Below are 21,566 nucleotides of genomic sequence, written 5' to 3' on the forward strand. Positions count from 1 at the left end.
GCCAACTCGCCCGCGCGGACGGTGGAGTTCACGACATGCTGGGGTATGAAACCAGCGCCGTCGCGGCACCGCCAGGCACGGGGGGAACAGGTGATGGAGCAGGAACAGCACCGGCCGTACTTCTTCTTCAGCTACGCGCGTCGTGACTACGAGGCCGAGGACGCCTTCGTCAACCAGTTCTTCAACGACCTGCGCGACGAACTCGGCCGGCTCGTCGGGACGGGCGTGCGCGTCGAGGAACTCGCCTACCGCGACACCGAGCAGCTGCGGCTCGGCGACGACTGGGCCGACCAGCTGGCGATGATGCTGGGCCGCAGCCGGACCATGATCGCGCTGTACTCCCCGGCCTACTTCACCAGCCTGTACTGCGGCAAGGAGTGGACCGCCTTCCGCGGCAGGGTCCGCCGCCACCACGAGGACGCCGGGGAGCTCATCTCCGCGTTGATCCCGGTCCTCTGGGAGCCCGTGGTGCCCGGCGACCTGGCCGACGAGGTGAACAAGATCCAGTGGGCCCAGCCGGACATGGGCGAGGCCTACGCCCGGTACGGCCTGCGGGCCCTGCTGCGCACCGCGCAGAGCGAGGCGTACGAACAGGTCGTCCGGGTGGTCGCCGAACGGGTCCGGGACGCCGCCGCCCGGCGGCTCGGCGAACTGCCCGAGTTCGACCTCGGCGCGGTGCGCGGCTACTTCCCGCCCCCGGCGGCGCCGGAGCCGGTCTCCGCGCCGGGCATGGTGCGGCTGTTCATCGCGGCCGGCCGGGCCTCGGAGCCCGCCGTCGCGGAGGGCGGCTCCCGCGCGGGCGGCTGGTACGGCGCCAAGCCCTGGCACTGGGCGCCCTACCACCCGCCCACCCACCCGTCGCTGGCCGCGCGCGCCCAGCAGGTGATCACCGCCGCCGGGCACACCACCACCCTGGAGGAGGTCGAGGGCGGCCTCGGCGGCCGGCTCGACCAGGCCCGCGAGGACAGCCAGGTCAGCATCCTGCTGGTGGACCCCTGGGTCGCCGGCGCCGAGCGCTACCGTTCCGCGCTGCGCGAGTACGACGACCAGAACCACCCCGTGACCGGAGTGATGGTGCCCGCCGGCAGCGCCGACCCGGCCGACGGCCCGGAGCGCGACGCACTCTGGGCGGGCGTGCGCGACGTGTTCCGGCGCAACTGGCTGCGCCGGAGCGACCTGGAGCACTTGTTCCGCGTCAAAGTGAGCCGGGAGAGCTTCGACAGCGACCTCACCATCATGGTGACGGTTGCCCAGAACAAGCTCATGGACGACAACTTGGATTGGGGGGACGATGGCGGCGACGCCTTCGGCTTCGGCCCCGGCAGTCCGGTCATGCCCGGGCTCTCCATCCCGGCCGGCCCGCCGGGGCCCCGCCAGGGCCCGCCCGCACGCCCGGACCCGGGCCCGGGCCGCAGGGAACTCCCGCACCAGAGTCGTGGCAAGGACAACGCCGTCCCGCTGAGGGGAGACCAGGACGATGACCACTGAGCCCGGCGCACAGCTGGAGCGCGGCGGACCGGGATCGGTCGTCACGTTCTACTCCTTCAAGGGCGGCACCGGCCGCACCATGGCCCTGGCCAACGTCGGCTGGATCCTCGCCAGCCGGGGCCTGCGCGTCCTGGTCGTCGACTGGGACCTGGAGGCACCGGGCCTCCACCGGTACTACCACCCCCTCCTGGTCGACCCCGAACTGCACTCCACCGAGGGCCTGATCGACCTGCTGCGCGGCTACGTCAAGCAGGCGCTGCCCTCCGCCACCGGGCCGACCGGCCAGTCCCCGGCCGCCTGGCTGGACGAACCCGGGCGCCTCGACGGCTACCTCTGCGGCCTCGCCCTCGACCTGCCGCCCGGCGGCCGGCTCGACTTCCTGCCCGCCGGCCGCCAGAACGCCGCCTACGCCGCCGCCGTCACCAGCTTCAACTGGCGCAGCTTCTACCACGGCCGGGACATCCGCGGCGGCGAGTTCCTGCGCGAACTGCGCGACCGCTGGGCCCGCTCGTACGACTACGTGCTGATCGACAGCCGGACCGGCGTCAGCGACACCTCCGGGATCTGCACCGTCCTGATGCCCGACACTGTCGTCGACTGCTTCACCTTCAGCGCCCAGAACATCCGCGGCGGCGTCGACGCCGCCCGGGCCATCGCCGAGGCCGAGGAACGGGCCATCCGGGTACTGCCGGTGCCGATGCGGGTCGAGGACGCCGAACAGGAGCGCCTGGAAGCCGGCCGCGACTACGCCCGCGAGGCCTTCGCGCCCTACCTCGGCCGCTGGCTGGCCGGCGACCGGCGGGCCGCCTACTGGGCCGACGTCGAGGTGCCGTACAAGCCGTTCTACGCCTACGAGGAGGTGCCCGCCACCGTCGCCGACCGGCCCCAGGAGGCCCGCAGCCTGCTCAACGCCTTCGAACGGCTGGCCGGTTGGATCACCGACGGCAGGGTCCGCACCCTGCGCCCGCTCGGCTCCGAGACCCGCCGCCGGCTCTACGGCGCCTACCTGCGCTCCGCCCGCGCGGTGCCCCGCCAGGTCTACGTCAGCTACGCGCCGGAGGACCGGATGTGGGCCGAGTGGGCCGCCGGCACCCTCACCCGCTTCGGCTACCAGGCCTCCCTGCACAACGCCGCCGAGCCGTACAGCGGCCCCCGGCCGCCGGAGGTCGTCGGGCCGCTCGACGGCCAGGGCCGGCTGCTCGCCCTGCTCTCGCCCGAGTACACCGCGCTGCCCCGCGCCGCCGAGGCCTGGCAGCTCCTCCAGGGCCGCGAACTCGTCTCCGGCTCCACGGCGCTGGTCGCCCTGCGGCTCCAGGACTCGGACGAGCCGGTGCCCCGCCCGTTCGCCGGCCAGACCGCCCCCGACCTGGTCCGCGCCTCCGCCGCGGGCGCCGAGTCCCAGCTGTACGGCGAGGTCGGCCCGCCGCCCGGCAGCACCAACCGGCTCGACACCGACAGCGGCGAGATCATGGCACCCGCCCGCTTCCCCGGCACCGCCCCGCAGGTCCAGGAGGCGCCCTCGCGCAACGCCGCCTTCATCGGCCGGGGCAAGCTGCTCGAACTGCTCCGCAACCGCTTCACCGGCGGGCCCGCCGCCGTGCTCAGCCAGGTCCTCTACGGCTTCGGCGGCGCCGGCAAGTCCCAGATCGCCGCCGAGTACGCGCACCGCTTCAAGGCCGCGTACGACGTGGTCTGGTGGGTGCCCGCCGAGGAGCCCGCCAACATCCCGCAGAAGCTCGCCGAACTCGCCCCCCGGCTCGGCGTCCCCACCAGCGACGACGTCGCGCACACCGCCGCCGCCGTCCTCGACGCACTGCGCCGCGGCCAGCCGTACCGCCGCTGGCTGCTCGTCTTCGACAACGCCGGCACCCCCGAGGAGCTCGCGCCCTGGCAGCCCGCCGGGTCCTCCGGCGGGCACGTGCTGATCACCTCCCGCAACCAGGGCTGGGCCCGGCACGCCGGCCTGGTGGAGGTCGACGTCTTCCTCCGCGAGGAGAGCGTGCGGCTGCTGCGCCGCTTCAACGGCGGCCTCTCCCCGGAGGACGCCGACCAGGTCGCGCACCGGCTCGGCGACCTGCCGCTCGCCGTCGGCCAGGCCGCCGTCTGGCTCCAGGAGACGTCGATGCCGATCTCCACCTACCTCGAACTCCTCGACGAGGAGCTCACCGAGATGCTGGAACGCACCCGGCTGCGCACCGCCGACTACCCCAACTCGGCCGCCGCGACCTGGCGCATCTCGGTCGAGGAACTGCGCCGGATGAACGCCCCGGCCGCCCAGATCCTGGAGATCTGCGCCTTCTTCGGCCCCGACGCCATCCCGATGCGGCTGCTCTACAGCCGGGCCGTCACCCGCGCCCTGCGACTGCCCCCGCGCGCCCCCCGCGACAAGCTCGCGATCGGCGAGTTCCTGCGCGCCATCAACCGGTTCGGGCTCGCCCGCACCGACCAGGGCAGCGAGACCATCACCGTGCACCGGCTGGTCCAGGCCGTGCTCCGGGACCAGGTCGAGGAGGAGCGGCGGGCCGAACTGCGCGGCGTCGTCCACGCCGCGCTCGCCACCGCCAACCCCGGCGACCCGGACGTGCCCGCCAACTGGGCCGAGTACGCCGAACTGCTGTCCCACCTCTGGCCGTCCGGCGCCGTCGACAGCGCCGACGAGGACGTCCGGCAGTGGATCATCGACTCGGTCCGCTACCAGTGGAAGCGCAGCCTGCACGAGTCCGGCCGGGAACTGGCCGAACGGACCCTGCAGCACTGGCGCCAGGACGGCTACGGCGGGCCCGGCTTCGACGCCGACAACGACGCCCAGACGCTGATGCTGCGCACCCAGCTGAGCAACATCCGCCGCTCCCAGGGCGCCCTCCAGGAGGCGTACGAGATGGACCGGGACATCCTGGACCGCTTCACCGCGACCCTCGGGCCCGAGCACTCGCACACCCTCGCCGTCGCCAACAGCCTCGGCGCCGACCTGCGCTTCCTCGGCCGCTACGACGAGGCCCGCACGCTCGACCGCCGGACCCTCGACGCCGCCCGGCGCACCCTCGGCCCGGACCACCCGCGCACCCTGATGATCACCAACAACCTCGCCGTCTCCGACTACCTGGCCGGCGACCGCCGGGCCGCCCTGGAACGGCACCGCAGCAACTACCTCCAGCAGCGCGACGCACTCGGCGCGCACAGCCTCTACGCGCTGTCCTCCGCCTCCAACTACGCCCGCGACCTGCGCGAGACCGGGCGGCTGCGGGAGGCCCTGGACCTGCTGGAGGAGACCGTCCGGATCTACCAGCAGACCATCGGCGACGCGCACACCGACACCCTGCGCGCCCGCAAGAACCTCGCCGTCGCCCTGCGCCGGGCCGGCCGGTACCACGAGGCCCTGGAGATCGACGAGGACATCTACCAGCGCTACCTGGACATCAACGGTCCCGAGCACCCCGACACCCTGGCCGCCGCCACCAACCTGGCCAGCGACCTCAGCGCCCTCGGCGACACCGCCCGGGCGATCCCGCTCGCCGAACGGGCCCTGGCCAGGTACCGCGACTACCTGGGCGAGAACCACCCGGTGACCCTGGCCGGCGCCAACAACCTGTCGGTCTACTTGCGGCTCGCGGGACGCACCGAGGAGGCCCTGGAACTGTCCGGGCGCACCCTCACGCAGTTCCGCAACGTCCTCGGCGCCCACCACCTCTACATCCCGATCGCGATGATGAACCACGCGAACGACCTGGCGCTGTCCGGGCAGACCCAGGCCGCGCTCGACGTCGAGATGGAGGCCGCGCCGCTGATGTCCGAGGCCCTCGGCCCGGACCACTACGACACCATCGGCATCACCTCCAACCTCTCGCTGTCGCTCGCCGCCGCCGGACTGCCCGAACGGGCCGCCGAACTCCGCTCGGACTGCATCCGGCGGGCACGGGTGACACTGGGGGAGGAGCACCCGACGACGGTGGCGGTCCGGGCCGGGACGCGGCTTGACTCGGACGTGGAACCCCCGCACGTGTGACGGACGATCAGCGGGCCCGCCGGGCGGTGCTAGGTTCACCGGCATGGTGGCGTTCCGGCAGTTCCTGCTGAAGATCCACAGTCGGTGCAACCTGGCCTGCGACTACTGCTACGTCTACGAGGGCGCGGACCAGAGCTGGCGCGAGCGGCCCCGGCGGATGGCGACCGCGACCGTCCGCCGCACCGCCCGGCGGATCGCCGAACACGCCGCCGAGCACGGCCTGGACGAGGTCTCCGTGGTGCTGCACGGCGGCGAGCCGCTGCTCGTCGGCGCCGCCCACCTGGCCGACCTGCTCGCCGAGTTGGACCTCGTCTCGGCGAACGGCGGGCCGCGGGTGCGGTTCGGGCTCCAGACCAACGGGCTGCGGCTGCTGGACGAACCGGCGCTGTTCGACGTGCTGCACCGGTACCGGGTCGCCGTCGGGGTGTCGCTGGACGGCACCCGGGCCGACCACGACCGGCACCGCCGGCTGCCCTCCGGCGCGGGCAGCTGGGCGCGGACCGCCGAGGCGGTCCGGCTGCTCGGCTCGGAACGGCACCGGGAGCTGTTCGCCGGGCTGCTGTGCGTCGTCGACCTCGCGGCGGACCCGGTCGACACCTACGAGGCGCTGCTGGAGTTCGCGCCGCCCCGGATCGACCTGCTGCTGCCGCACGCCACCTGGCTCGCCCCGCCGCCCGGGCCGCTGCCCCGGGCGCTGCCCGTCGTGCCGGCGCCACGGGCGGTGCCGGACGCGCCGCCGTCCGGGGCGGGGCCCGCGCCGTACGGGGACTGGCTGATCGCCGCCTTCGACCGCTGGTACGGCGCGCCTCGGCGGGAGACCGGGGTGCGGCTGTTCGAGGAACTGGCCGTGCTGCTGCTCGGCGGCCGGGCGGCCAGCGAAGCGGTGGGACTGGCGCCGGTCGACCTGGTCGTGGTCGAGGCGGACGGCACCATCGAGCAGGCCGACAGCCTCAAGGCGGCGTACGACGGGGCCCCCGGGACGGGCCTGGACGTCTGGCGGCACGGCTTCGCGGAGGCGGCCGCGCACCCGGCCTTCCGGGCCCGCCAGCGCGGCCTGGCCGGGCTCGGGCCGGTCTGCGCGGGCTGCCCGCTGGCCCGGGTCTGCGGCGGGGGGCTGTACGCGCACCGGTACGGGGGGGACGGGTTCGGGCACCCGTCGGTGTACTGCGCGGACCTGGACCGGCTGATCCGGCACATCGCGGGGCGGCTGCGGGCGGGGGTGGCCGGGCTGGCGGAGGCAGCGGGGGTGACTGGGCCGGCCGGGTCGGCGGGGGCGGCGGAGGCGGCCCGGGCCGGGCGTGCGGGGTGACGGGAGCGGACCGGCCGACCGGGCCTGCCGGCGGGACCGGACGGGCTATCGGCTCACCCGTCCGGGTCATGCCCGGGCGGGACGCGGCTGACCGGCCCCGGTGCGGGGAAAGTGCGGGCGGGTACGGCGGGCCGGCGCGCTGGTCGCGGCCGGCCGCACACGAGGAGGAGGACCGGTGGCGGGTACGGACGAGGCGGTGGCGGCCGGGGTACCGGGCGCGCGGGAGGCGGACGGGCTGCCCCGGCACGGCGTGGACCGGGCGACGTTCCGGGCGATCGCGGGCGCGCGCGGCGGGCCGGAGGCCGTCCGCCTGCTGCGTGCCGGGCAGTTGAGCAAGCGGGCGCTGCTGCTGCTCGCGCTGCGCCGGGCGGCGCCGGAGGACGAGGGCTACCGCGAGGCGTACGCGCGGGTGCGGGCGTTGCAGCGGGACGACCCGGCCCGGTGGGAGGAGGTGCTGTTGTGGCCGGAGCTGGACGCCTGGGCGGCGGACCGCCTGCGCGGCCTCGCGGCGGGCGGGTCCGGGGAGCCGGAAGAGCCGGAAGGCCCGGGCGGGCCGGGCGGGTTGGGCCGGTTCCTGGGGGCCGGTGCCGGTCGGGTGCTCGCGCTGGAGTGCGACGGGTTGCGCTGGACGCCGTCCGTCGACCACGCCGGGCCGCGCCTGGTGGACTACGGCCGCCCGCCGTCCGGTCCGCTGTCCGAGCCCGAACTCGTGCGCTGGGAGGAGCGGTTGACCGAGGCCTGGCGGATCCTGGTGCGCCGCCACCGGCACCACGCGGAGGCGGTCGCGGCCTGTGTCGCCACGATCGTCCCGCTGCGTCCGGCCCCCGGCGGGGAGGCGGTCAGCGCGGCGGCCCGTCGGGCCTACGGCGCGGTGGCGGCCTCGCTTCCGGACGATCCGGTGCTGCTGGCGCTGGCGCTGGTCCACGAGTTCCTGCACGTCCAACTCGGCGCCCTGCTGGACCTGGTGCCGTTGCACCGCCCCAACGGTCCGGCCGTCTACCACGCCCCCTGGCGGCCCGATCTGCGCCCGGCCGGTGCGCTGCTGCAGGGCACGTACGCGCACCTGGGGGTGGCGGACTTCTGGTGCGCGGAGCGTGCCGCCGGTGCGGGCGGGACGGCGCGGGCGGAACGGGAGTTCGCGCGCTGGCGGGAACACACCCTGACGGCCGCCGGGACCTTGCTGGAGTGTGGTGAACTGACCGGGCACGGGCTGGAGTTCACGAACGAGCTGGTCCGTGCGGTCCGCGGGCTGGGCGGCCCCGGTCGGCGGGCTTGAGCGGGATCCCGGGGCCGGCGCGGGCCGGCCCTCCGGGGCGTCGGCGCGTTCGGCGGCCCGGGCGGGGGAATCATTCGGCGGGTCCGGGTGCTGACCCGGGGGCTGTGGTGGTGCCCGTGGTGGCGCCGGTGGCGGTGCGGCCCTGGCGCTTGACCCGGCGACACGCTTCGGCGTGCGCCACGGCGAAGTGCGCGACCGCTGAACGGGTGATTTCTCGGGGCTTCGCGGGCCGTCGTACGACGTCGGCCGCCTGGGGGCCACAACGTGAGTCGGCAAGGTGCCGCGCGGAGTCTTCGCGGGCACTACATTTGGTCTCAACCGGGTGGGCTTACCCACCCTCGGCAGGTCCTAACCGCGTCTAAGGAAACGAATATGACACCGGTAACCAGCACCAGGCCGGCCGGCACGCTCACTGACACTCAGGAGTCGCCGGAACGCCCGTCCCTCGCCGATCTCGCCGCGCTGGGCGCGGAGGAGCTCGCCTCCCGGCTGCAGCGCGCACTCCCCGGCGCGGAATCCGGCCTCGTGCCGGTAGCGGCCTTCAACTCCTCGATCTGAAGAGGCCCGGAACACCGGGCGGAACCCAGACCGAGCCGATCCGAACGGATCAACGAGAAGTTCCATGACGACGTCAATTCCGCTGCCCCTGACGCAGTTCGTGGTCAAGATGCACAGCAGGTGCGATCTTGCGTGCGACCACTGCTACGTCTACGAGCACGCGGACCGCAGTTGGAGCTCCCGTCCGAAGGTCATCGCGGACGGGATCATGGCCAAGGCCGCCGAGCGCATCGGCGAGCACGCGGCCGCCCACCGGCTGCCCGCCGTCCGGGTCGTCCTGCACGGGGGAGAACCCCTGCTCGCCGGCCCGGACCGCTTGCGCCGCGCCGCCGAGACGCTCCGGGCCGCCCTGCCGCCCGGCTGCGCGCTCGACCTGCGCATCCACACCAACGGCGTGCTGCTGAGCCGCGCCTTCTGCACGCTGTTCGCGGAGTTGGACCTCAAGGTCGGCATCTCGCTGGACGGTGACCGGGCCGCCAACGACCGCCACCGGCGCTTCGCCGACGGACGCAGCAGCCATCCGCAGGTCCTGCGGGCCGTCGGGCTGCTGAACGAGCCCGGGTACCGGCACCTCTTCGCCGGGCTGCTCTGCACCATGGACGTCCGCAACGACCCGGTCGCCGTGTACCGCGCGCTGGCCGAACTCCGGCCCCCCGCCGTCGACTTCCTACTTCCGCATGCCACCTGGGAGGATCCCCCCGAGCGTCCCGCCGGGCCCGGGTCCACCCCGTACGCGGACTGGCTGCTGACCGTCCACCGGCTCTGGGAGGCGGACGGGCGGCCGTTCGCCGTACGGACATTCGAGTCCGTGCACCGGACCCTGCGAGGGCTCTCCAGTCTCACCGAGTCGCTCGGCCTGGAGCCCTCCGACCTGGCGGTCCTGGAGACCGACGGCACCTTCGAGCAGGCCGACAGCCTGAAGACCGCGTACGACGGCGCGCCCGCGACCGGGATGAACGTCTTCGCGCACAGCATCGACGACCTCGCCCGCCACCCCGGCATCGCGGCCCGCCAGTCCGGCCTGGCCGGACTGAGCGAGGCCTGCCGCGCCTGCTCCGTGGTCCGCTCCTGCGGTGGCGGGCTGTACGCCCACCGCTATCGGCGGGACGATGGAGGAGGCAGCTTCGACCATCCCTCCGTCTACTGCGGTGATCTCATGACGTTCATCAACGGCCTTGCGGGCAGCGGTGGTCCGGCCGCCGGCCCGGCCGAGCCGTCGCGCCCCGGAGCCGAGCCGCTGCTGCCCGGCGCGCTCACCCCGTCGCAACTCGACGAACTCGCGCGCGGGTACGGCGGCGCGGACACCGTCGCCGCCCTCGGCCGCTCCCAACTCGCCCTCACCCGGGCGCTGCTGGCCGCCGCCTGGGACGCCTCCGGACAGGGGCGGCCCGAGGCGTGGGCCCTGCTGTCGGCACTGGACACCGAGGCCCCCGCCGCCGTGGACGCCGTCCTCGCCCACCCGTACGCCCGCGCCTGGGCGGCCCGCCGGCTCGCCGGGGACCTGCCGGTCGGGCTCGGCCCGCTGGCCGCGCTGGCCGCCGCGGCGGCGGTGCGGGCCGGCCGGGGCGACGCGGTGCCGGTCCCGGTGCGCGGAGGGTGGCTGCACCTGCCGACCGTCGGCCGGATCGCCGTGCCCGACGGCGAGGCGGTGGTCACCGGCCGGGCCGACGGCTTCGAGGTGCGGGCCGGCGACGGCTCGGTGTTCACCGCACCGGACGAGCCGCTGCGGCGGATCCGGCTGGCCGGCGGCTGGACGGTCGCCCTGGAGGACACCGACCCGCTGCGCGACAGCCACGACCACCCGGTGGCGGACCGGCTGCCGGACGGCGAACTGCTCGCCTGGACGGGCGCGCTGCGCGAGGCCTGGGAACTGCTCGGGCGGGACCTGCCCGGGTACGCGGAAGGCATCGGGGCCGGGCTCACGACGGTCACCCCGTTGCGTCCCGGCCCGGCCGGCCGGGACGTCAGCTCGGCGGCCCGGCAGGCGTACGGCGCGGTCGCCATCGCCCGGCCGGCCACCGCGCCGACGCTCGCACTGCTCCTCGCGCACGAGTTCCAGCACGTCAAACTCGGTGCGGTGCTGGACCTTTCGGACGTGTACGACCGCGCCGACGACACGCTCTACCTCGCCCCCTGGCGGCCCGACCCCCGGCCGCTCGAAGGGCTGCTCCAAGGCACGTACGCCCACCTGGCCGTCACCGAGTACTGGGGCACCCGCACCCTGGCGTACGACGGACTGCCGGGCGAGGCCGCCCACCGGGCGCGCGCACAGTTCGCGCTCTGGCGGCGGTACACCGCCGAGGCCGTGGAACGGCTGGCCGGGTCCGGATCCCTGACCGGGACCGGCTTGCGCTTCGCCGACGGCATGCGTGCCACCGTGGCACCCTGGCTCGCCCTGCCGCTGCCCGCCGCCGCCGAGCAGGCGGCGGACCGGGTACGACGGGAACGCGCCGGGGTCTGACCCCCACCCGCCCCGCCCCGGGTCCTCCCTCGCCCGGGGCCCTCAACCCCGGGGAACCGTCATCCTCACCGAACCCCGCGCCGGCAGCGTCGCCGTCGCCGACCCCGTCCACTTCCTCGCCCGCGACTTCACCCGGCTCGGAGTCCGCCCGGGCACGGTGCTGCACGTCCAGGCGTCCCTGCGCGCCCTCGGCCCGGTACCGGGCGGGGCCGGCACCGTGGTCGAGGCCCTGCTCGAAGCCCTGGGCCCCGGCGGCACCCTGGTCGCCTACACCGCCACCCCCGAGAACTCCGCCACCTCACGCGTCCACCAGGCCGCCACCGCCGGGCGCTCCCCGGCGGAGGTCGCCGACTACCAGGCCCGGATGCCGCGCTTCGACCCGGCCGCGACCGCCGCGTCCCCGACCATGGGCGCGCTCTCGGAGGCGGTCCGCACCCACCCGGGCGCGCTCCGCAGCCGCCATCCGCAGACCTCCTGGGCGGCGGTCGGCCCGCTCGCCCGGGAGATCACCCGCCGCCACCCCGACACCTGCCACCTCGGCCCGGACTCCCCCCTGGGCCGGCTCTACGACCTGGACGCCAGGGTGCTGATGATCGGCGTCCCGATGGACCGCTTCACCGCCTTCCACCTGGCCGACCTGCGGCTGCCCGACGTGGCCGTCCGCGAGTACCGCTGCGTGGGGGAGGGCGGCTGGACCGCGTTCGAGGCGCCCGACCTGGACGACCTCCACTTCGGCCCGCTCGGCGCCGAGGTCCTGAAGGCCGCCCGGGGCGTCACCACCGGCCGCATCGGCAGCGCCGACTGCCGGCTCGTCCCGGTACGGGAGGCCGTCGACCTCGCCGAGTCCGTCCTGCGCCGCACCCGCCACTGACACCCCAGCCCCGTGCGCGGGACGTCGGCCCGGCCGACTTCCCGCGCACAGGGGTGTGAGGGGGCCTGGCCTCAGCGGGCCGCGAGCTCACCGGTGACGACCGGGCGGACCCTGGTGAGCATCAGGTCGAGGAACTGCTCCGGCTCCCGGAACGACGCGAAGTGGCCGGCGCCGCGGATCAGGGCGAAGTCCTTGACCGGGGCGCTGACGGCGTCGAAGAGGCGGCGGGCCGGCCCGGGCGGGGTGAGGACGTCGCTGTCGCCCTGGAAGACGAAGAAGGGCAGCGCGAAGTCGGTGCCCTCGGCCCACTCGTCGACCGCCATGGCCTGCGGGCCGAGCCGCTCGGCGAAGGTCATGCCCTTCAGGTAGGTCCGCAGTCCGCGCAGGGTGTGCAGGGGCGAGAACCAGAGCGAGCGGACCACGACGGTCTTCATGGTGTCGAAGGTCAGCGGGTCGGTGGTGACGACCAGCTTGTTGAACTCCGACCACTGGTGGGTGCTCCAGGCCGTGGCGTCCGGGCCCATCGCGGTGGCGGCGGCCAGTTCCTTGCGCTTGCCGGCCGCGCGGAGGCGGTCCAGTAGGGCGTCGTACGCGGGGTGGCGGCGGCCTCCGGCGAGGACGTTCTGGTCGGTGCCGACGTAGGCCGAGTACAGCTCGGGGTGGTTGCGGGCGAGGCGCAGGCCGAGCACGGTCCCGATCGAGTTGGCGACCAGCAGCACCTTCGGCACGCCGAGCCGGGCGCGGACGTACTCGGTGACCTCCAGCGCGTCCCGGTACACCCGGTCGAGGGTCATCTCGCCCTGCCCGTCCGGGCCGCCGTGGGCGAAGGTCATGCCGCCGCCGCGGATGTCCCAGCGCACGATCGTGAAGTGCCGCTCCCAGGCGCGGGTGCGGGGGACGAACGGCAGGTTGGAGGCACCGGGGCCGCCGTGGACCTCCAGCACCACCGGGTTGTCGAGGCTCTCGCCGCGCACCGAGACCCACTGGTCGATGCCGCCGATCCGGACGAACCCGGACTCGTCGATGCCGGCCGGCGAGGTGATGCGCATCCGCTCGGCGTTGGCGTGGCGCTTCAGGGCCCGGTAGCCGAGCAGACCGGCGACCGGGGCGGTGAGGACGGCGGCGGAAGCGGTGAGGACGGTGGCGAGCATGGTGGTTCCCCCAACTGTGTACGGCATCAGCAGTTTGATGTGTTTAAGGTATATACAGTTCCTGTCGGTGTCAACGGACCCGGCACGGCGCAGACGAGAGGGAGAGCCGCATGGCCAAGGAGAAGGCGCGCGACCTGCGCACGGGCATCGCGCTGCTGTGGGGCGAGCAGGAGCGGCCCACCCGGGGCCCCAAGCCGAGCCTCACCCCGGGCCGGATCGCCGAGGCGGCGGTCGCCATCGCGGACGCCGAAGGCCTGGACGCGGTCTCCATGAACAAGGTCGCCGCCGAGTTCGGGATGTCCGCGATGGCGCTCTACCGGTACGTGCCCGGAAAGGCCGAACTCGTCGAGCTGATGGTGGAGGCCGTCCTCGCCGACGCCCCCGACCCCACCGCCGCCGGCCCCCACTGGCGCCCCCGCATCGTCGCCTGGGCCCGGGCCTCCGAGCAGGTCCACCGCGCCCACCCCTGGCTGCTGGCCGCCACCGCGATGCGCCGCCAGCTCATGGGCCCCCACCAGCTCGGCTGGCTCGACGCCGCCCTCACCGCCCTGGCCCCCACCGGCCTGAGCGCCTCCCAGCAGCACCGGGTCTTCGTCCTCGTCGCCGGCTTCGTCCGCACCCACGTCCAGCAGCTGCTCGACTTCGACGAGGAGCACAGCCGCGAGTGGGGCCGCCTCACCGGCGAACTCCTCGCCCGCCACCCCGACCGCTTCCCCACCCTCACCGCCGCCATCACGGCCGGCGCCTTCGCCCCCGACACCGCCGACCCGGACGCCGCCGACTCCCTCGGCTTCGGCCTCGACCGCATCCTCGACGGAGTCCAGGCACTCATCGACCGGGCCTGACCGGCACGGGCGCCCGGGGACCGGATGGCACGGAGATCAACCACTCGTTCGGCCGGACGGTTGGCGCCATCAAGTTCCCGATGGTGAACCTCAAGGTCCGTTTCGCCGATGCGTCATATGCCATCGGTGACGACGGCCAGGAAGGCGAGAAGTTCCGTGGTTGGGATGTGTGCGTGGCGGCAAGTGACAGCAAGCTCTGCCCGACCACCGGCCGAGGTGACTGACCGGGCCGAGGACGAGTGAGGCAGCCGATGACGTCAACAGCTCCTGTGACACCGGGGGCCCTTACCGGCCTGTACCGGGCCGTGCGGCCCCGCGTGGACAACGGCCCCGGCCATCCCCCGGCCGAGAACGTCGAAACCACGATCGAGTTCGCCTTCCAGGCGCCGTCGCTGTGGCGGCTCGACCTCGGCGGCAGCATCGCTGTCCGAGACGGCAACCACACGCCGTGGACACCGCCGGGACTCTCCTTCCCCGGTGACGGCTGGCCGTGGGCCTTCGACCCCGACCCCGCACGGCTCGTCCTACCAGCCTTGCCGGACCCGGAAATCGGCCATCGGACCTCGCACGACGGACGGGAGGCCGTGCAGGCGGGACTGGCAGGACCCGAGGGCGTGCGGCTGCACCTGGTCATCGACGGCGAGACCGGCATGGTCCTGAGGGCGACCGCTCCGGGCACCGCCTACGTGGAGGAACTCACCGGCCTCGGATTCCCCGAGTCGTTGCCGGTGGAGCAGTTCATCCAACCCGAGTACGGCCAGGAGCCGCCTGACCGGTGGGAGCGTATCCGCGAGTACTACCGCACCCGGCCGCTTCCGGTGCCCGCCTCGTGGCCGGGCCCGCTCGGGCAGCCGTCGCCGATCGACGGTGACTCCGACACCGGCTTCCTCGTCCTGGACCTCGACGCCCGGCCGTCACCGGACGCGCCGACCGCGGCCCAACTGGTGCGCCAGCCACCGGCCGAGCCGCCGTACTCGGCCGGCTGGGCCCGCAACCCGAGCCATCACCTCCATCGCTGGCGGGACGCTCACTGGCAGTGGACGCTGGTGCTCTCCGATCACCCGTTGACCGTCGAGCAGCTGAGACTCGTCCGGGAGGAACTGGCGGGCGCGGGATAGACCTTCCCGCGCCTCGGCGGGCATGGCCCTGCGCGGGAAGTCGGCCGGGCCGACTTCCCACGCACGGACGGTCGATCCGAACCGCTCAGGTGGTGAGGTGGTCGAACTCGCCGGCTTTGGCGCCGCGGATCCAGGCGTGGAGCTTGGTGCGGGTGGTGGTGACGACGGTGTCGGGGTCATCGGACTCGCGGATGTGGACCAGCTCACCGGTAGAAGCAATCTCGACGCAGTTGGCCTGGTCGCTGCTGAAGCTGGACTTCTGCCAGTTGAGTTGGCTCATGGTCACCGTCCTCGGATCTTGTAGCGGATGCGCTGGAGCAAGCCTCATGAGTCGCGAGATGTGGGCGAGGGCTCGGACGCTACTGCTTCAGGCTCGCCCAGGAATGGCAAGTCCTGGGGTTATTCGTCGTCATCGTCGCAGTTCGGCCCGTCGAACCTGCTGGTGCTCTACCACGCCGGGCTGGCTGCGATGCCTGTGCCCCGGCGGGGTCCGCCGGGGCACAGGGGGTGATGCTCAGGTGGTGAGGTGGTCGAACTCGCCGGCTTTGGCGCCGCGGATCCAGGCGTGGAGCTTGGTGCGGGTGGTGGTGACGACGGTGTCGGGGTCATCGGACTCGCGGATGTGGACCAGCTCACCGGTAGAAGCAATCTCGACGCAGTTGGCCTGGTCGCTGCTGAAGCTGGACTTCTGCCAGTTGAGTTGGCTCATGGTCACCGTCCTCGGATCTTGTAGCGGATGCGCTGGAGCAAGCCTCATGAGTCGCGAGATGTGGGCGAGGGCTCGGACGCTACTGCTTCAGGCTCGCCCAGGAATGGCAAGTCCTGGGGTTATTCGTCGTCATCGTCGCAGTTCGGCCCGTCGAACCTGCTGGTGCTCTACCACGCCGGGCTGGCTGCGATGCCTGTGCCCCGGCGGGGTCCGCCGGGGCACAGGGGGTGATGCTCAGGTGGTGAGGTGGTCGAACTCGCCGGCTTTGGCGCCGCGGATCCAGGCGTGGAGCTTGGTGCGGGTGGTGGTGACGATGGTGGTGGGGTCGTCGGACTCGCGGACGTAGACCAGCTCACCATCGGAAGCGATTTCGAGGCAGTTGGTCTGCTCTCCGCTGAAGCTCGACTTCTGCCAGTTGAGCTGTTCCATGCTTACCTTCCCTGTACTGCGTAGCGAATGTGCTGGAGCAAGCCCCATGAGTCGCGGTATGCGGGCGATGGTTCGGATGAGCCGGTCGACAGAGGTGGGAGTGCCAAGCCCTTGAGTCGTTCGAACTGCCGCCGGAACGAGGCTACTCCTTCGGGCTCGCCGAGGAACGGCGAGCCCTGGGGCTGTTCCATCAGGACCGTGTCCAGCCTGGAGTGTCGGCCGTGAAGCAGCATGAACGGGGTGTCGGCAGACGCGAAGACGACGCAGTCGAACGGCAGGATCTGGATGGTGATGTGAGGCAGCCTGCCGACCTCGATCAGGTGGTTCAGCTGGTCGCGCATGATGGTCGGTCCGCCGTACATCGTTCGTAGTGCTGCTTCATGGATCACGGCATGGAAGGGCGTCTTGTTCTCGACGCTCAGGATTCGTTGCCGCGCCTGCCGGAACTCGACGGTCTTTTCCGAGTAGTCGAGGATGACCTCGCTGTAGGCCTTGGTCTGGAGCAGGCCAGGGATCAGTAGCGTCTCGTACGTGTCCAGGCGGGTGGCGCTGTGTTCGAGCTCGGCGAGATCGAGGGCTGAGGTCGGAACGTGGTGCCGGGAGTCGGACCACCAGCCCTTGCCGTTGCTCTGGCTCATGGCGAGGAGGCCTGCACGGTACTCGGGATCGTTGGCTTGGCAGGCGTCGAGCCAGAGAAGCAGACGCGCAGGATTGATACCAAGCCTGCCCGATTCGGTGTGGCTGACGGCGGGACCTTTCATCCCGATCTGCTCACCGAGTTCCGGCAAGGACATGCCCGTGCTGTTGCGGAGACGTCGCAGCTCATCGCCAAGTCGGCGCTGGCGCTCACTGATTACGGTCCTGAATCCCACGCACATGCCCTTCTCGCACAGTGGTTCGGCCGACGGGGTGGCCGTCTACTGAAAGTGTAGGCCTAGTTGCGGAGAGTGTTGCAGGATTGTGGTCATTGGCCCTACAGTCCAATCACCAACTACTCCGCACCGCTGGGAGATTCCCCATGTGTGACCCCAAGCTCAACTCCCCCTCCCTCACCGTCTCGCGCGAGGTGTTGCGTGATGCCATGGCGCGCGCCGGGTACGCCGATCCCTCCATCGGGGATGCCGAACTCGCGCTCGCGGAGCTGATCGTGAACGCTTGGCGGCACGGGGCGACGCCCTCGCCCGTGGTGGCGGTCGTGATCGCCGGCAAGACGCTCCGTGTCACCGTCGCCGACCGGAGTTCCCAGCTTCCATGGCAGCGGAAGCCGTCCGAACTCGCCGAATCCGGCAGGGGGTTGCAGCTGGTGGAGGGGCTCACCCACCGTTGGGGCGCCGAGCCGCAGACGCTGGGCAAGCGGGTCTGGTTCGAGCTGGACGGCATGGCGTGAACGCCCTGCATCCGATCCGCCCGGCCGATCCGGCGATCCACCACCTCACCCGCCGGCAGCTCACCCAGTTGATCGTGGAACTCCGCACCGAAGGCCGCGAGTTCGGGCTGCTCTGGCCGTCGGCCGGGCCGGGCGAGACGACTCTGGACGGCCGGGGTCTCGTTGCTCTCGGCAATGTCCCGGCCAGCACTTTGGTCAATCTCCTCGCGCTCATCCGCGAGTTCAGGCGCCACCAGGGTCGCCGGTGACAGCCTTGCTGGTTCTCGTCCTCCTGGCCGCTGCCGTCGGTGGCGTCTGCCAGGTCTGCTCCCAGCGGTTCCGGGAGCGCCGCCGCACCGAGGTGTAGGTGTCGGTCGTGGCGCGCGGGCTCTGTCGGTCGGGCGGGGCCCGCAGCGGCGTGCGTTCCGGTCAGGCGAGTTCGCGGACGGCGGCGGCGACGGCGCCGAAGTCCTTGCGCAGGATCTTGGAGTGGTTGCTCGGGACCTTCGCGCTGAGCTTGATGTTGGGGTTGCGGGCGGTCACGGCGCCGAGGCCGGCGCGGAGCTGTTCCATCACCTTCGGGTCGCCGCCCAGGTTGCCGCCGGTGGCGAGGACGTACCGGGTCGGCACGGTCACGCGGTCGAAGACCGGGTCGAGGGCGGCGGGCGCGCAGAGTTCGTTGAGCTCGATGTTGATCTCGGCGTGCTGGACGGCGCTCATCCGGGCGGCCAGCCCGATCCGGCGGCAGATCGGGAACAGCGGGCTCAGCCGGCGGAAGAGCTTGCGGACCTGGGCTTTGGTGGCGTCGTCGAGCCACTCGTGGGTCATCGCGCCGTCCACGGACACCGCCCCGAGGACGCGGTCCGGGTGCCGGGCGGTCCAGTGGACGGCGAGCATGGCGCCGTAGGACCAGCCGACCAGGATCGGCCGCTCGACCCCCCGCGCGGTGAGGACGGCGTCGAGGCTGCGGACGGACGACTCGAAGGAGTAGTCGGAGGACGTCCCGGACTTGCCGCGGGCGCGCTCGTCGTAGCTGATGTGCCGGTAGCCCGGGCCCAGGGCGGCGATGACGTGCTTCCAGTGCGACCGGTCGGCGTAGGAGCCGTTGAGGTAGACCACCGCCTGTCCGGGGCCGCCGGTGTCGGTCACGGCCAGGGCGGTGTCGTCGACCGGCACCATGCCGGTCCAGGCGGGGGTCGCGGTGTTCGTCCGGGTGGTCATGGTGTGCCTTCCTGGGCGGGGGAGCCGGGCGCGGGCGGGGGCTGAGGGGGTCTCAGAGGCTGCGGGCGGTGATGTCGCCGTGCGGGGTGGTGGCGCGGATGGCGAGGGTGGTGGTGCCGTCGTTGCGCAGGGCGTTGCTGATCCGGCCGTGGCCGGTGGCGGCGTCGAGGGCGGCGGAGACGCCGGGGGCGGCGTTGACGGTGATGTCGCCGGACTGGGTGGCGAGGGTGACGGTGCCGCGGGTGGCCTCGGCGACGCGGATGTCACCGCGGGCGGTGTCCAGGGTGGCGGGGCCGGTGAGGCGGCCGATCTCGATGTCGCCGTCGATGGCGGTGAGGCGCACGCTCGCGGCTTCGTCGATCTTGATCTGCCGGTGGGCGCCGGTGAAGGCGAGGTCGCCGAGGCGGCCGACGACGCGCAGTTCGCAGGCTTCGGTCCGGGCTTCGGCGGCGGAGCCGGCCGGGAGCTGGACGGTGATCTCCAGGGAGCCGGCGCCGAAGAGGGTGTGGCCGGCCGGGGCGGTGCGGATGGTCAGGAAGCCGTCGGCGCAGGTGACGGTGGTCTGCTCGGCGGTGCGGACGTCGCGGTTCTTGGCCGGGTCGGTGGGCCGGACCTCGACGGTGGTGTCGGTGCGGTCGGCGGCGATGAACTGGACGCGGCCGGCGGGGACGTCCAGGACGGCGGCGATCGGGGCGGGGGTGGCGAACTTCTGCATCGTGCTCTCCTTCGTTGTCGGGGGGCGCCGGGGTGGCGCCCGCCGTTTCTGACGATGGAAAAGCTACGTTGCGTTCATTGATGTGGCAACAAGCTTGTTGCGTTGGATTCCTATAAGTGCAGGTCAGATCAGTTAAATCGTTGCAACGGTCCAGAATCAAACGCAATGCCATGAGAGTTGTTCATTGCAATGAGATGAAGGTGAACGCTGTTCCGCACCGGAGGCGACGGTCGGGGCGTGACCGGCTCCAGCCGCAGCCGCCGGCTCGGCCAGGGGCTCGGCTCGGCGGGGCCGAACCAGAGGCGGACGTCCTCGCCGGAACGGACGGGCAGCCGGGGGAAGTCGTTCTCGGCGTGCTCGGTGCGGTGCAGGGCGTGGGCCGGGCCGAGCCGGCGGGCGGCGAAGTGGGAGAAGGCGTCCCCGTCGGAGGGGTGGCAGACGGTGGCGAGTACCTCGCGGGTGCCCGGGCGCGGGGTGAAGCCGGGGCCGCGCAGCAGCAGGACGTCGTCGCTGTCGACCATGGTGGCGTTGGCCGCCTCGCGGTGCGCCTGCCATACCGGGCCGCCGTAGAAGGCCTCCAGCGCGAGCCGGCGCTCGGACATGGAGGGGAAGGCGCGCAGCCAGACGAAGCGGTCCGGGTCGTCCAGGTCGCGGAAGCGGCCGCCGACGGCGATGCCGACGGCCTGCTGGCCGGCCACGAACTCGCGTTCGAACAGCTCGATCAGGGTCTCCCGGGCGCCGGGGTGCAGGGTGTACTGCCGGAACTCGACGATGCTCATGCGCCGCAGGGTAGGAGCGCTCTCCTGACATCCGCTGTCAGTGGATACCGGCGATACTGGCCGGCATGCGCGCGAGTCGGCTGGTCACCCTGCTCCTGCTGCTCCAGAACCGGGGCCGGATGACGGCCGGGCAGCTGGCGGAGGAGCTGGAGGTGTCCCTCCGTACGGTCTACCGGGACGTCCAGGCGCTCGCCGCCGCCGGTGTCCCGCTCTACGGCGAGGCCGGTCACGCCGGCGGCTACCGGTTGGTCGACGGCTACCGGACCCGTCTCACCGGGCTGACCGCCGAGGAGGCGCAGGCGGCCTTCCTGGCCGCGCTCCCGGGCGCCGCCGCCGAGCTCGGCCTCGACGGGGCGCTCGCCACCGCCCGGCTCAAGCTGCGGGCCGCCCTGCCGCCCGGACTGCGCGAGCACGCCGGGCGGGTCGAGGAGCGCTTCCTGCTCGACGCCCCGGGCTGGTACGGCGGCGCGGACGACACCCCGTACCTGGCCGACGTCGCCGCCGCGGTGTGGGCGCGCCGGGCGGTGCTCCTGCGGTACCGGCGGTGGCGGGCGCCGGAGGAGATCGAGCGGCGGGTGGAGCCGTACGGGCTGGTGCTCAAGGCGGGACGCTGGTACCTGGTCGCCGGCGGGCCGTCCGGGACGCGGACGTACCGCGTCGATCAGATCATCGGACTGGGGGAACCGGCCGAGGAGTTCGCCGTGCCGGACGGCTTCGACCTGGGCGCCTACTGGACGGCCTACCTGGAGGACTTCCGGTCCCGGCTGCACACCGGGGAGGCACTGGTCCGGCTCACCCCGGAGGGCGCCCGCCGCCTCGGCGTCCCCCCATCCCCCGCGGGCGGGGGATGGGGGCAGGCCCGGGTGCCCATCGAGTCGATCGACCACGCCCACGGCGAGTTCCTGCGGCTGGGAGCCGACGTCGAGGTGCTGGAACCGGCCGAACTGCGCGACCGCATCGCCGGGACGGTACGGGCCCTGGCGGCCCGGTACTCCGCCTGAACCCCGCCCGGAGCGCGGTCAGGCCACGAAGTGGTCGAACTCGCCGGCCTTTGCGCCACGGACCCAGGCGTTGAACTTGACGCGGGTGGTGGTGACGATGTGGCCGGGGTCCGTGGACTGGCGGATGTAGACGTGATCGCCGTCGGAGGCGATCTCCAGGTAGTCGGCCTGGTCGCTGCTGGTGCTGGACTTCTGCCAGACGAGGTGTTCCACGAGAGACCCTCCTGATGGTTCGTGACGGCCGGCCCGAGGGTACTGCCCCGAGA

22 protein-coding genes are annotated in these 21,566 nt (G+C 73.0%); 13 read left to right on the forward strand and 9 right to left on the reverse strand.

Going from position 1 to position 21,566, the window contains the following annotated elements; genetic code table 11:
- Positions 1–93 precede the first annotated feature (93 nt).
- From ACFQ6N_RS09045 to ACFQ6N_RS09075, 7 genes are all read left to right on the forward strand, one after another.
- A complete protein-coding gene (locus tag ACFQ6N_RS09045; RefSeq protein WP_380647934.1) occupies positions 94–1,488 on the forward strand; it encodes a TIR-like protein FxsC in 1,395 nt (464 codons plus the stop codon).
- Positions 1,478–5,491: an FxSxx-COOH system tetratricopeptide repeat protein gene (fxsT, locus tag ACFQ6N_RS09050; protein ID WP_380647936.1), complete on the forward strand. Its 4,014-nt coding sequence runs from the start codon at positions 1,478–1,480 to the stop codon at positions 5,489–5,491. Before ACFQ6N_RS09045 ends, fxsT begins: the two co-directional genes overlap by 11 nt.
- 43 nt (positions 5,492–5,534) lie before the next feature.
- Positions 5,535–6,800: an FxsB family cyclophane-forming radical SAM/SPASM peptide maturase gene (locus ACFQ6N_RS09055; RefSeq protein ID WP_380647937.1), complete on the forward strand. Its 1,266-nt coding sequence runs from the start codon at positions 5,535–5,537 to the stop codon at positions 6,798–6,800.
- A gap of 175 nt (positions 6,801–6,975) precedes the next feature.
- Positions 6,976–8,076: an aKG-HExxH-type peptide beta-hydroxylase gene (locus ACFQ6N_RS09060; RefSeq protein WP_380647938.1), complete on the forward strand. Its 1,101-nt coding sequence runs from the start codon at positions 6,976–6,978 to the stop codon at positions 8,074–8,076.
- Between the two features lie 372 nt (positions 8,077–8,448).
- Entirely contained in the window at positions 8,449–8,634 is a 186-nt protein-coding gene (locus ACFQ6N_RS09065; RefSeq protein WP_380647939.1) for a hypothetical protein, read from the forward strand.
- 64 nt (positions 8,635–8,698) lie between these two features.
- On the forward strand, positions 8,699–11,095 hold the full coding sequence (locus ACFQ6N_RS09070; protein WP_380647940.1) for an FxsB family cyclophane-forming radical SAM/SPASM peptide maturase: 2,397 nt from the start codon (positions 8,699–8,701) through the stop codon (positions 11,093–11,095).
- Positions 11,096–11,252: 157 nt separating this feature from the next.
- Positions 11,253–11,966: an aminoglycoside N(3)-acetyltransferase gene (locus ACFQ6N_RS09075; RefSeq protein ID WP_380647941.1), complete on the forward strand. Its 714-nt coding sequence runs from the start codon at positions 11,253–11,255 to the stop codon at positions 11,964–11,966.
- 71 nt (positions 11,967–12,037) lie between these two features.
- Here ACFQ6N_RS09075 and ACFQ6N_RS09080 read toward each other — a convergent pair whose 3' ends face one another.
- Complete coding sequence (locus tag ACFQ6N_RS09080; RefSeq protein WP_380647943.1) at positions 12,038–13,144, reverse strand: alpha/beta fold hydrolase; 1,107 nt, start codon at positions 13,142–13,144, stop codon at positions 12,038–12,040.
- Between the two features lie 83 nt (positions 13,145–13,227).
- Between ACFQ6N_RS09080 and ACFQ6N_RS09085 the strand changes: the two genes are divergently transcribed.
- The 3 genes from ACFQ6N_RS09085 (at position 13,228) to ACFQ6N_RS09095 (ending at position 15,080) form a co-directional block, all read left to right on the forward strand.
- On the forward strand, positions 13,228–13,962 hold the full coding sequence (locus tag ACFQ6N_RS09085) for a TetR/AcrR family transcriptional regulator (RefSeq protein ID WP_380647946.1): 735 nt from the start codon (positions 13,228–13,230) through the stop codon (positions 13,960–13,962).
- A gap of 80 nt (positions 13,963–14,042) precedes the next feature.
- Positions 14,043–14,186: a hypothetical protein gene (locus ACFQ6N_RS09090; protein WP_380647948.1), complete on the forward strand. Its 144-nt coding sequence runs from the start codon at positions 14,043–14,045 to the stop codon at positions 14,184–14,186.
- 81 nt (positions 14,187–14,267) lie between these two features.
- Positions 14,268–15,080 (forward strand): hypothetical protein, encoded by an 813-nt coding sequence (locus ACFQ6N_RS09095; RefSeq protein ID WP_380647950.1) that lies wholly within the window; start codon positions 14,268–14,270, stop codon positions 15,078–15,080.
- An 85-nt stretch (positions 15,081–15,165) separates the two neighbouring features.
- Here ACFQ6N_RS09095 and ACFQ6N_RS09100 read toward each other — a convergent pair whose 3' ends face one another.
- From ACFQ6N_RS09100 to ACFQ6N_RS09115, 4 genes are all read right to left on the reverse strand, one after another.
- Positions 15,166–15,360, reverse strand: coding sequence for a DUF397 domain-containing protein (locus tag ACFQ6N_RS09100; RefSeq protein WP_380647951.1), 195 nt, complete (start codon positions 15,358–15,360; stop codon positions 15,166–15,168).
- 234 nt (positions 15,361–15,594) lie between these two features.
- On the reverse strand, positions 15,595–15,789 hold the full coding sequence (locus ACFQ6N_RS09105; protein ID WP_380647951.1) for a DUF397 domain-containing protein: 195 nt from the start codon (positions 15,787–15,789) through the stop codon (positions 15,595–15,597).
- Positions 15,790–16,023: 234 nt separating this feature from the next.
- On the reverse strand, positions 16,024–16,218 hold the full coding sequence (locus ACFQ6N_RS09110; RefSeq protein WP_380647953.1) for a DUF397 domain-containing protein: 195 nt from the start codon (positions 16,216–16,218) through the stop codon (positions 16,024–16,026).
- Between the two features lie 2 nt (positions 16,219–16,220).
- Complete coding sequence (locus ACFQ6N_RS09115; RefSeq protein ID WP_380647954.1) at positions 16,221–17,090, reverse strand: helix-turn-helix domain-containing protein; 870 nt, start codon at positions 17,088–17,090, stop codon at positions 16,221–16,223.
- 146 nt (positions 17,091–17,236) lie between these two features.
- On the opposite strand from ACFQ6N_RS09115, the gene ACFQ6N_RS09120 reads away from it, so the two are divergent.
- Positions 17,237–17,605, forward strand: coding sequence for an ATP-binding protein (locus ACFQ6N_RS09120; protein WP_380647955.1), 369 nt, complete (start codon positions 17,237–17,239; stop codon positions 17,603–17,605).
- Positions 17,602–17,853: a hypothetical protein gene (locus ACFQ6N_RS09125; protein ID WP_380647957.1), complete on the forward strand. Its 252-nt coding sequence runs from the start codon at positions 17,602–17,604 to the stop codon at positions 17,851–17,853. The genes ACFQ6N_RS09120 and ACFQ6N_RS09125 overlap by 4 nt, the downstream gene beginning before the upstream one ends.
- 160 nt (positions 17,854–18,013) lie before the next feature.
- On the opposite strand, the gene ACFQ6N_RS09130 is transcribed toward ACFQ6N_RS09125, so the two are convergent.
- From ACFQ6N_RS09130 to ACFQ6N_RS09140, 3 genes are all read right to left on the reverse strand, one after another.
- Complete coding sequence (locus ACFQ6N_RS09130) at positions 18,014–18,805, reverse strand: alpha/beta fold hydrolase (RefSeq protein WP_380647958.1); 792 nt, start codon at positions 18,803–18,805, stop codon at positions 18,014–18,016.
- Positions 18,806–18,857: 52 nt separating this feature from the next.
- The gene (locus ACFQ6N_RS09135) at positions 18,858–19,520 is read right to left on the reverse strand and encodes a DUF4097 family beta strand repeat-containing protein (protein WP_380647960.1); all 663 of its coding nucleotides are present in this window, start codon (positions 19,518–19,520) and stop codon (positions 18,858–18,860) included.
- A gap of 128 nt (positions 19,521–19,648) precedes the next feature.
- Positions 19,649–20,299, reverse strand: coding sequence for an NIPSNAP family protein (locus ACFQ6N_RS09140; RefSeq protein WP_380647961.1), 651 nt, complete (start codon positions 20,297–20,299; stop codon positions 19,649–19,651).
- A gap of 65 nt (positions 20,300–20,364) precedes the next feature.
- Here ACFQ6N_RS09140 and ACFQ6N_RS09145 point away from each other — a divergent pair, with 65 nt between their 5' ends.
- Positions 20,365–21,300 carry a helix-turn-helix transcriptional regulator gene (locus ACFQ6N_RS09145; RefSeq protein WP_380647962.1) on the forward strand — a complete coding sequence of 312 codons (936 nt, stop codon included), beginning with the start codon at positions 20,365–20,367 and terminating at the stop codon, positions 21,298–21,300.
- 18 nt (positions 21,301–21,318) lie between these two features.
- Here the strand turns inward: ACFQ6N_RS09145 and ACFQ6N_RS09150 are convergent, their stop codons facing one another.
- A complete protein-coding gene (locus tag ACFQ6N_RS09150) occupies positions 21,319–21,513 on the reverse strand; it encodes a DUF397 domain-containing protein (protein WP_380647963.1) in 195 nt (64 codons plus the stop codon).
- Positions 21,514–21,566 lie beyond the last annotated feature (53 nt).

Source organism: Kitasatospora sp. NPDC056446, from assembly GCF_042796115.1.
In the GTDB taxonomy this organism is placed as follows: Bacteria; Actinomycetota; Actinomycetes; order Streptomycetales; family Streptomycetaceae; genus Kitasatospora.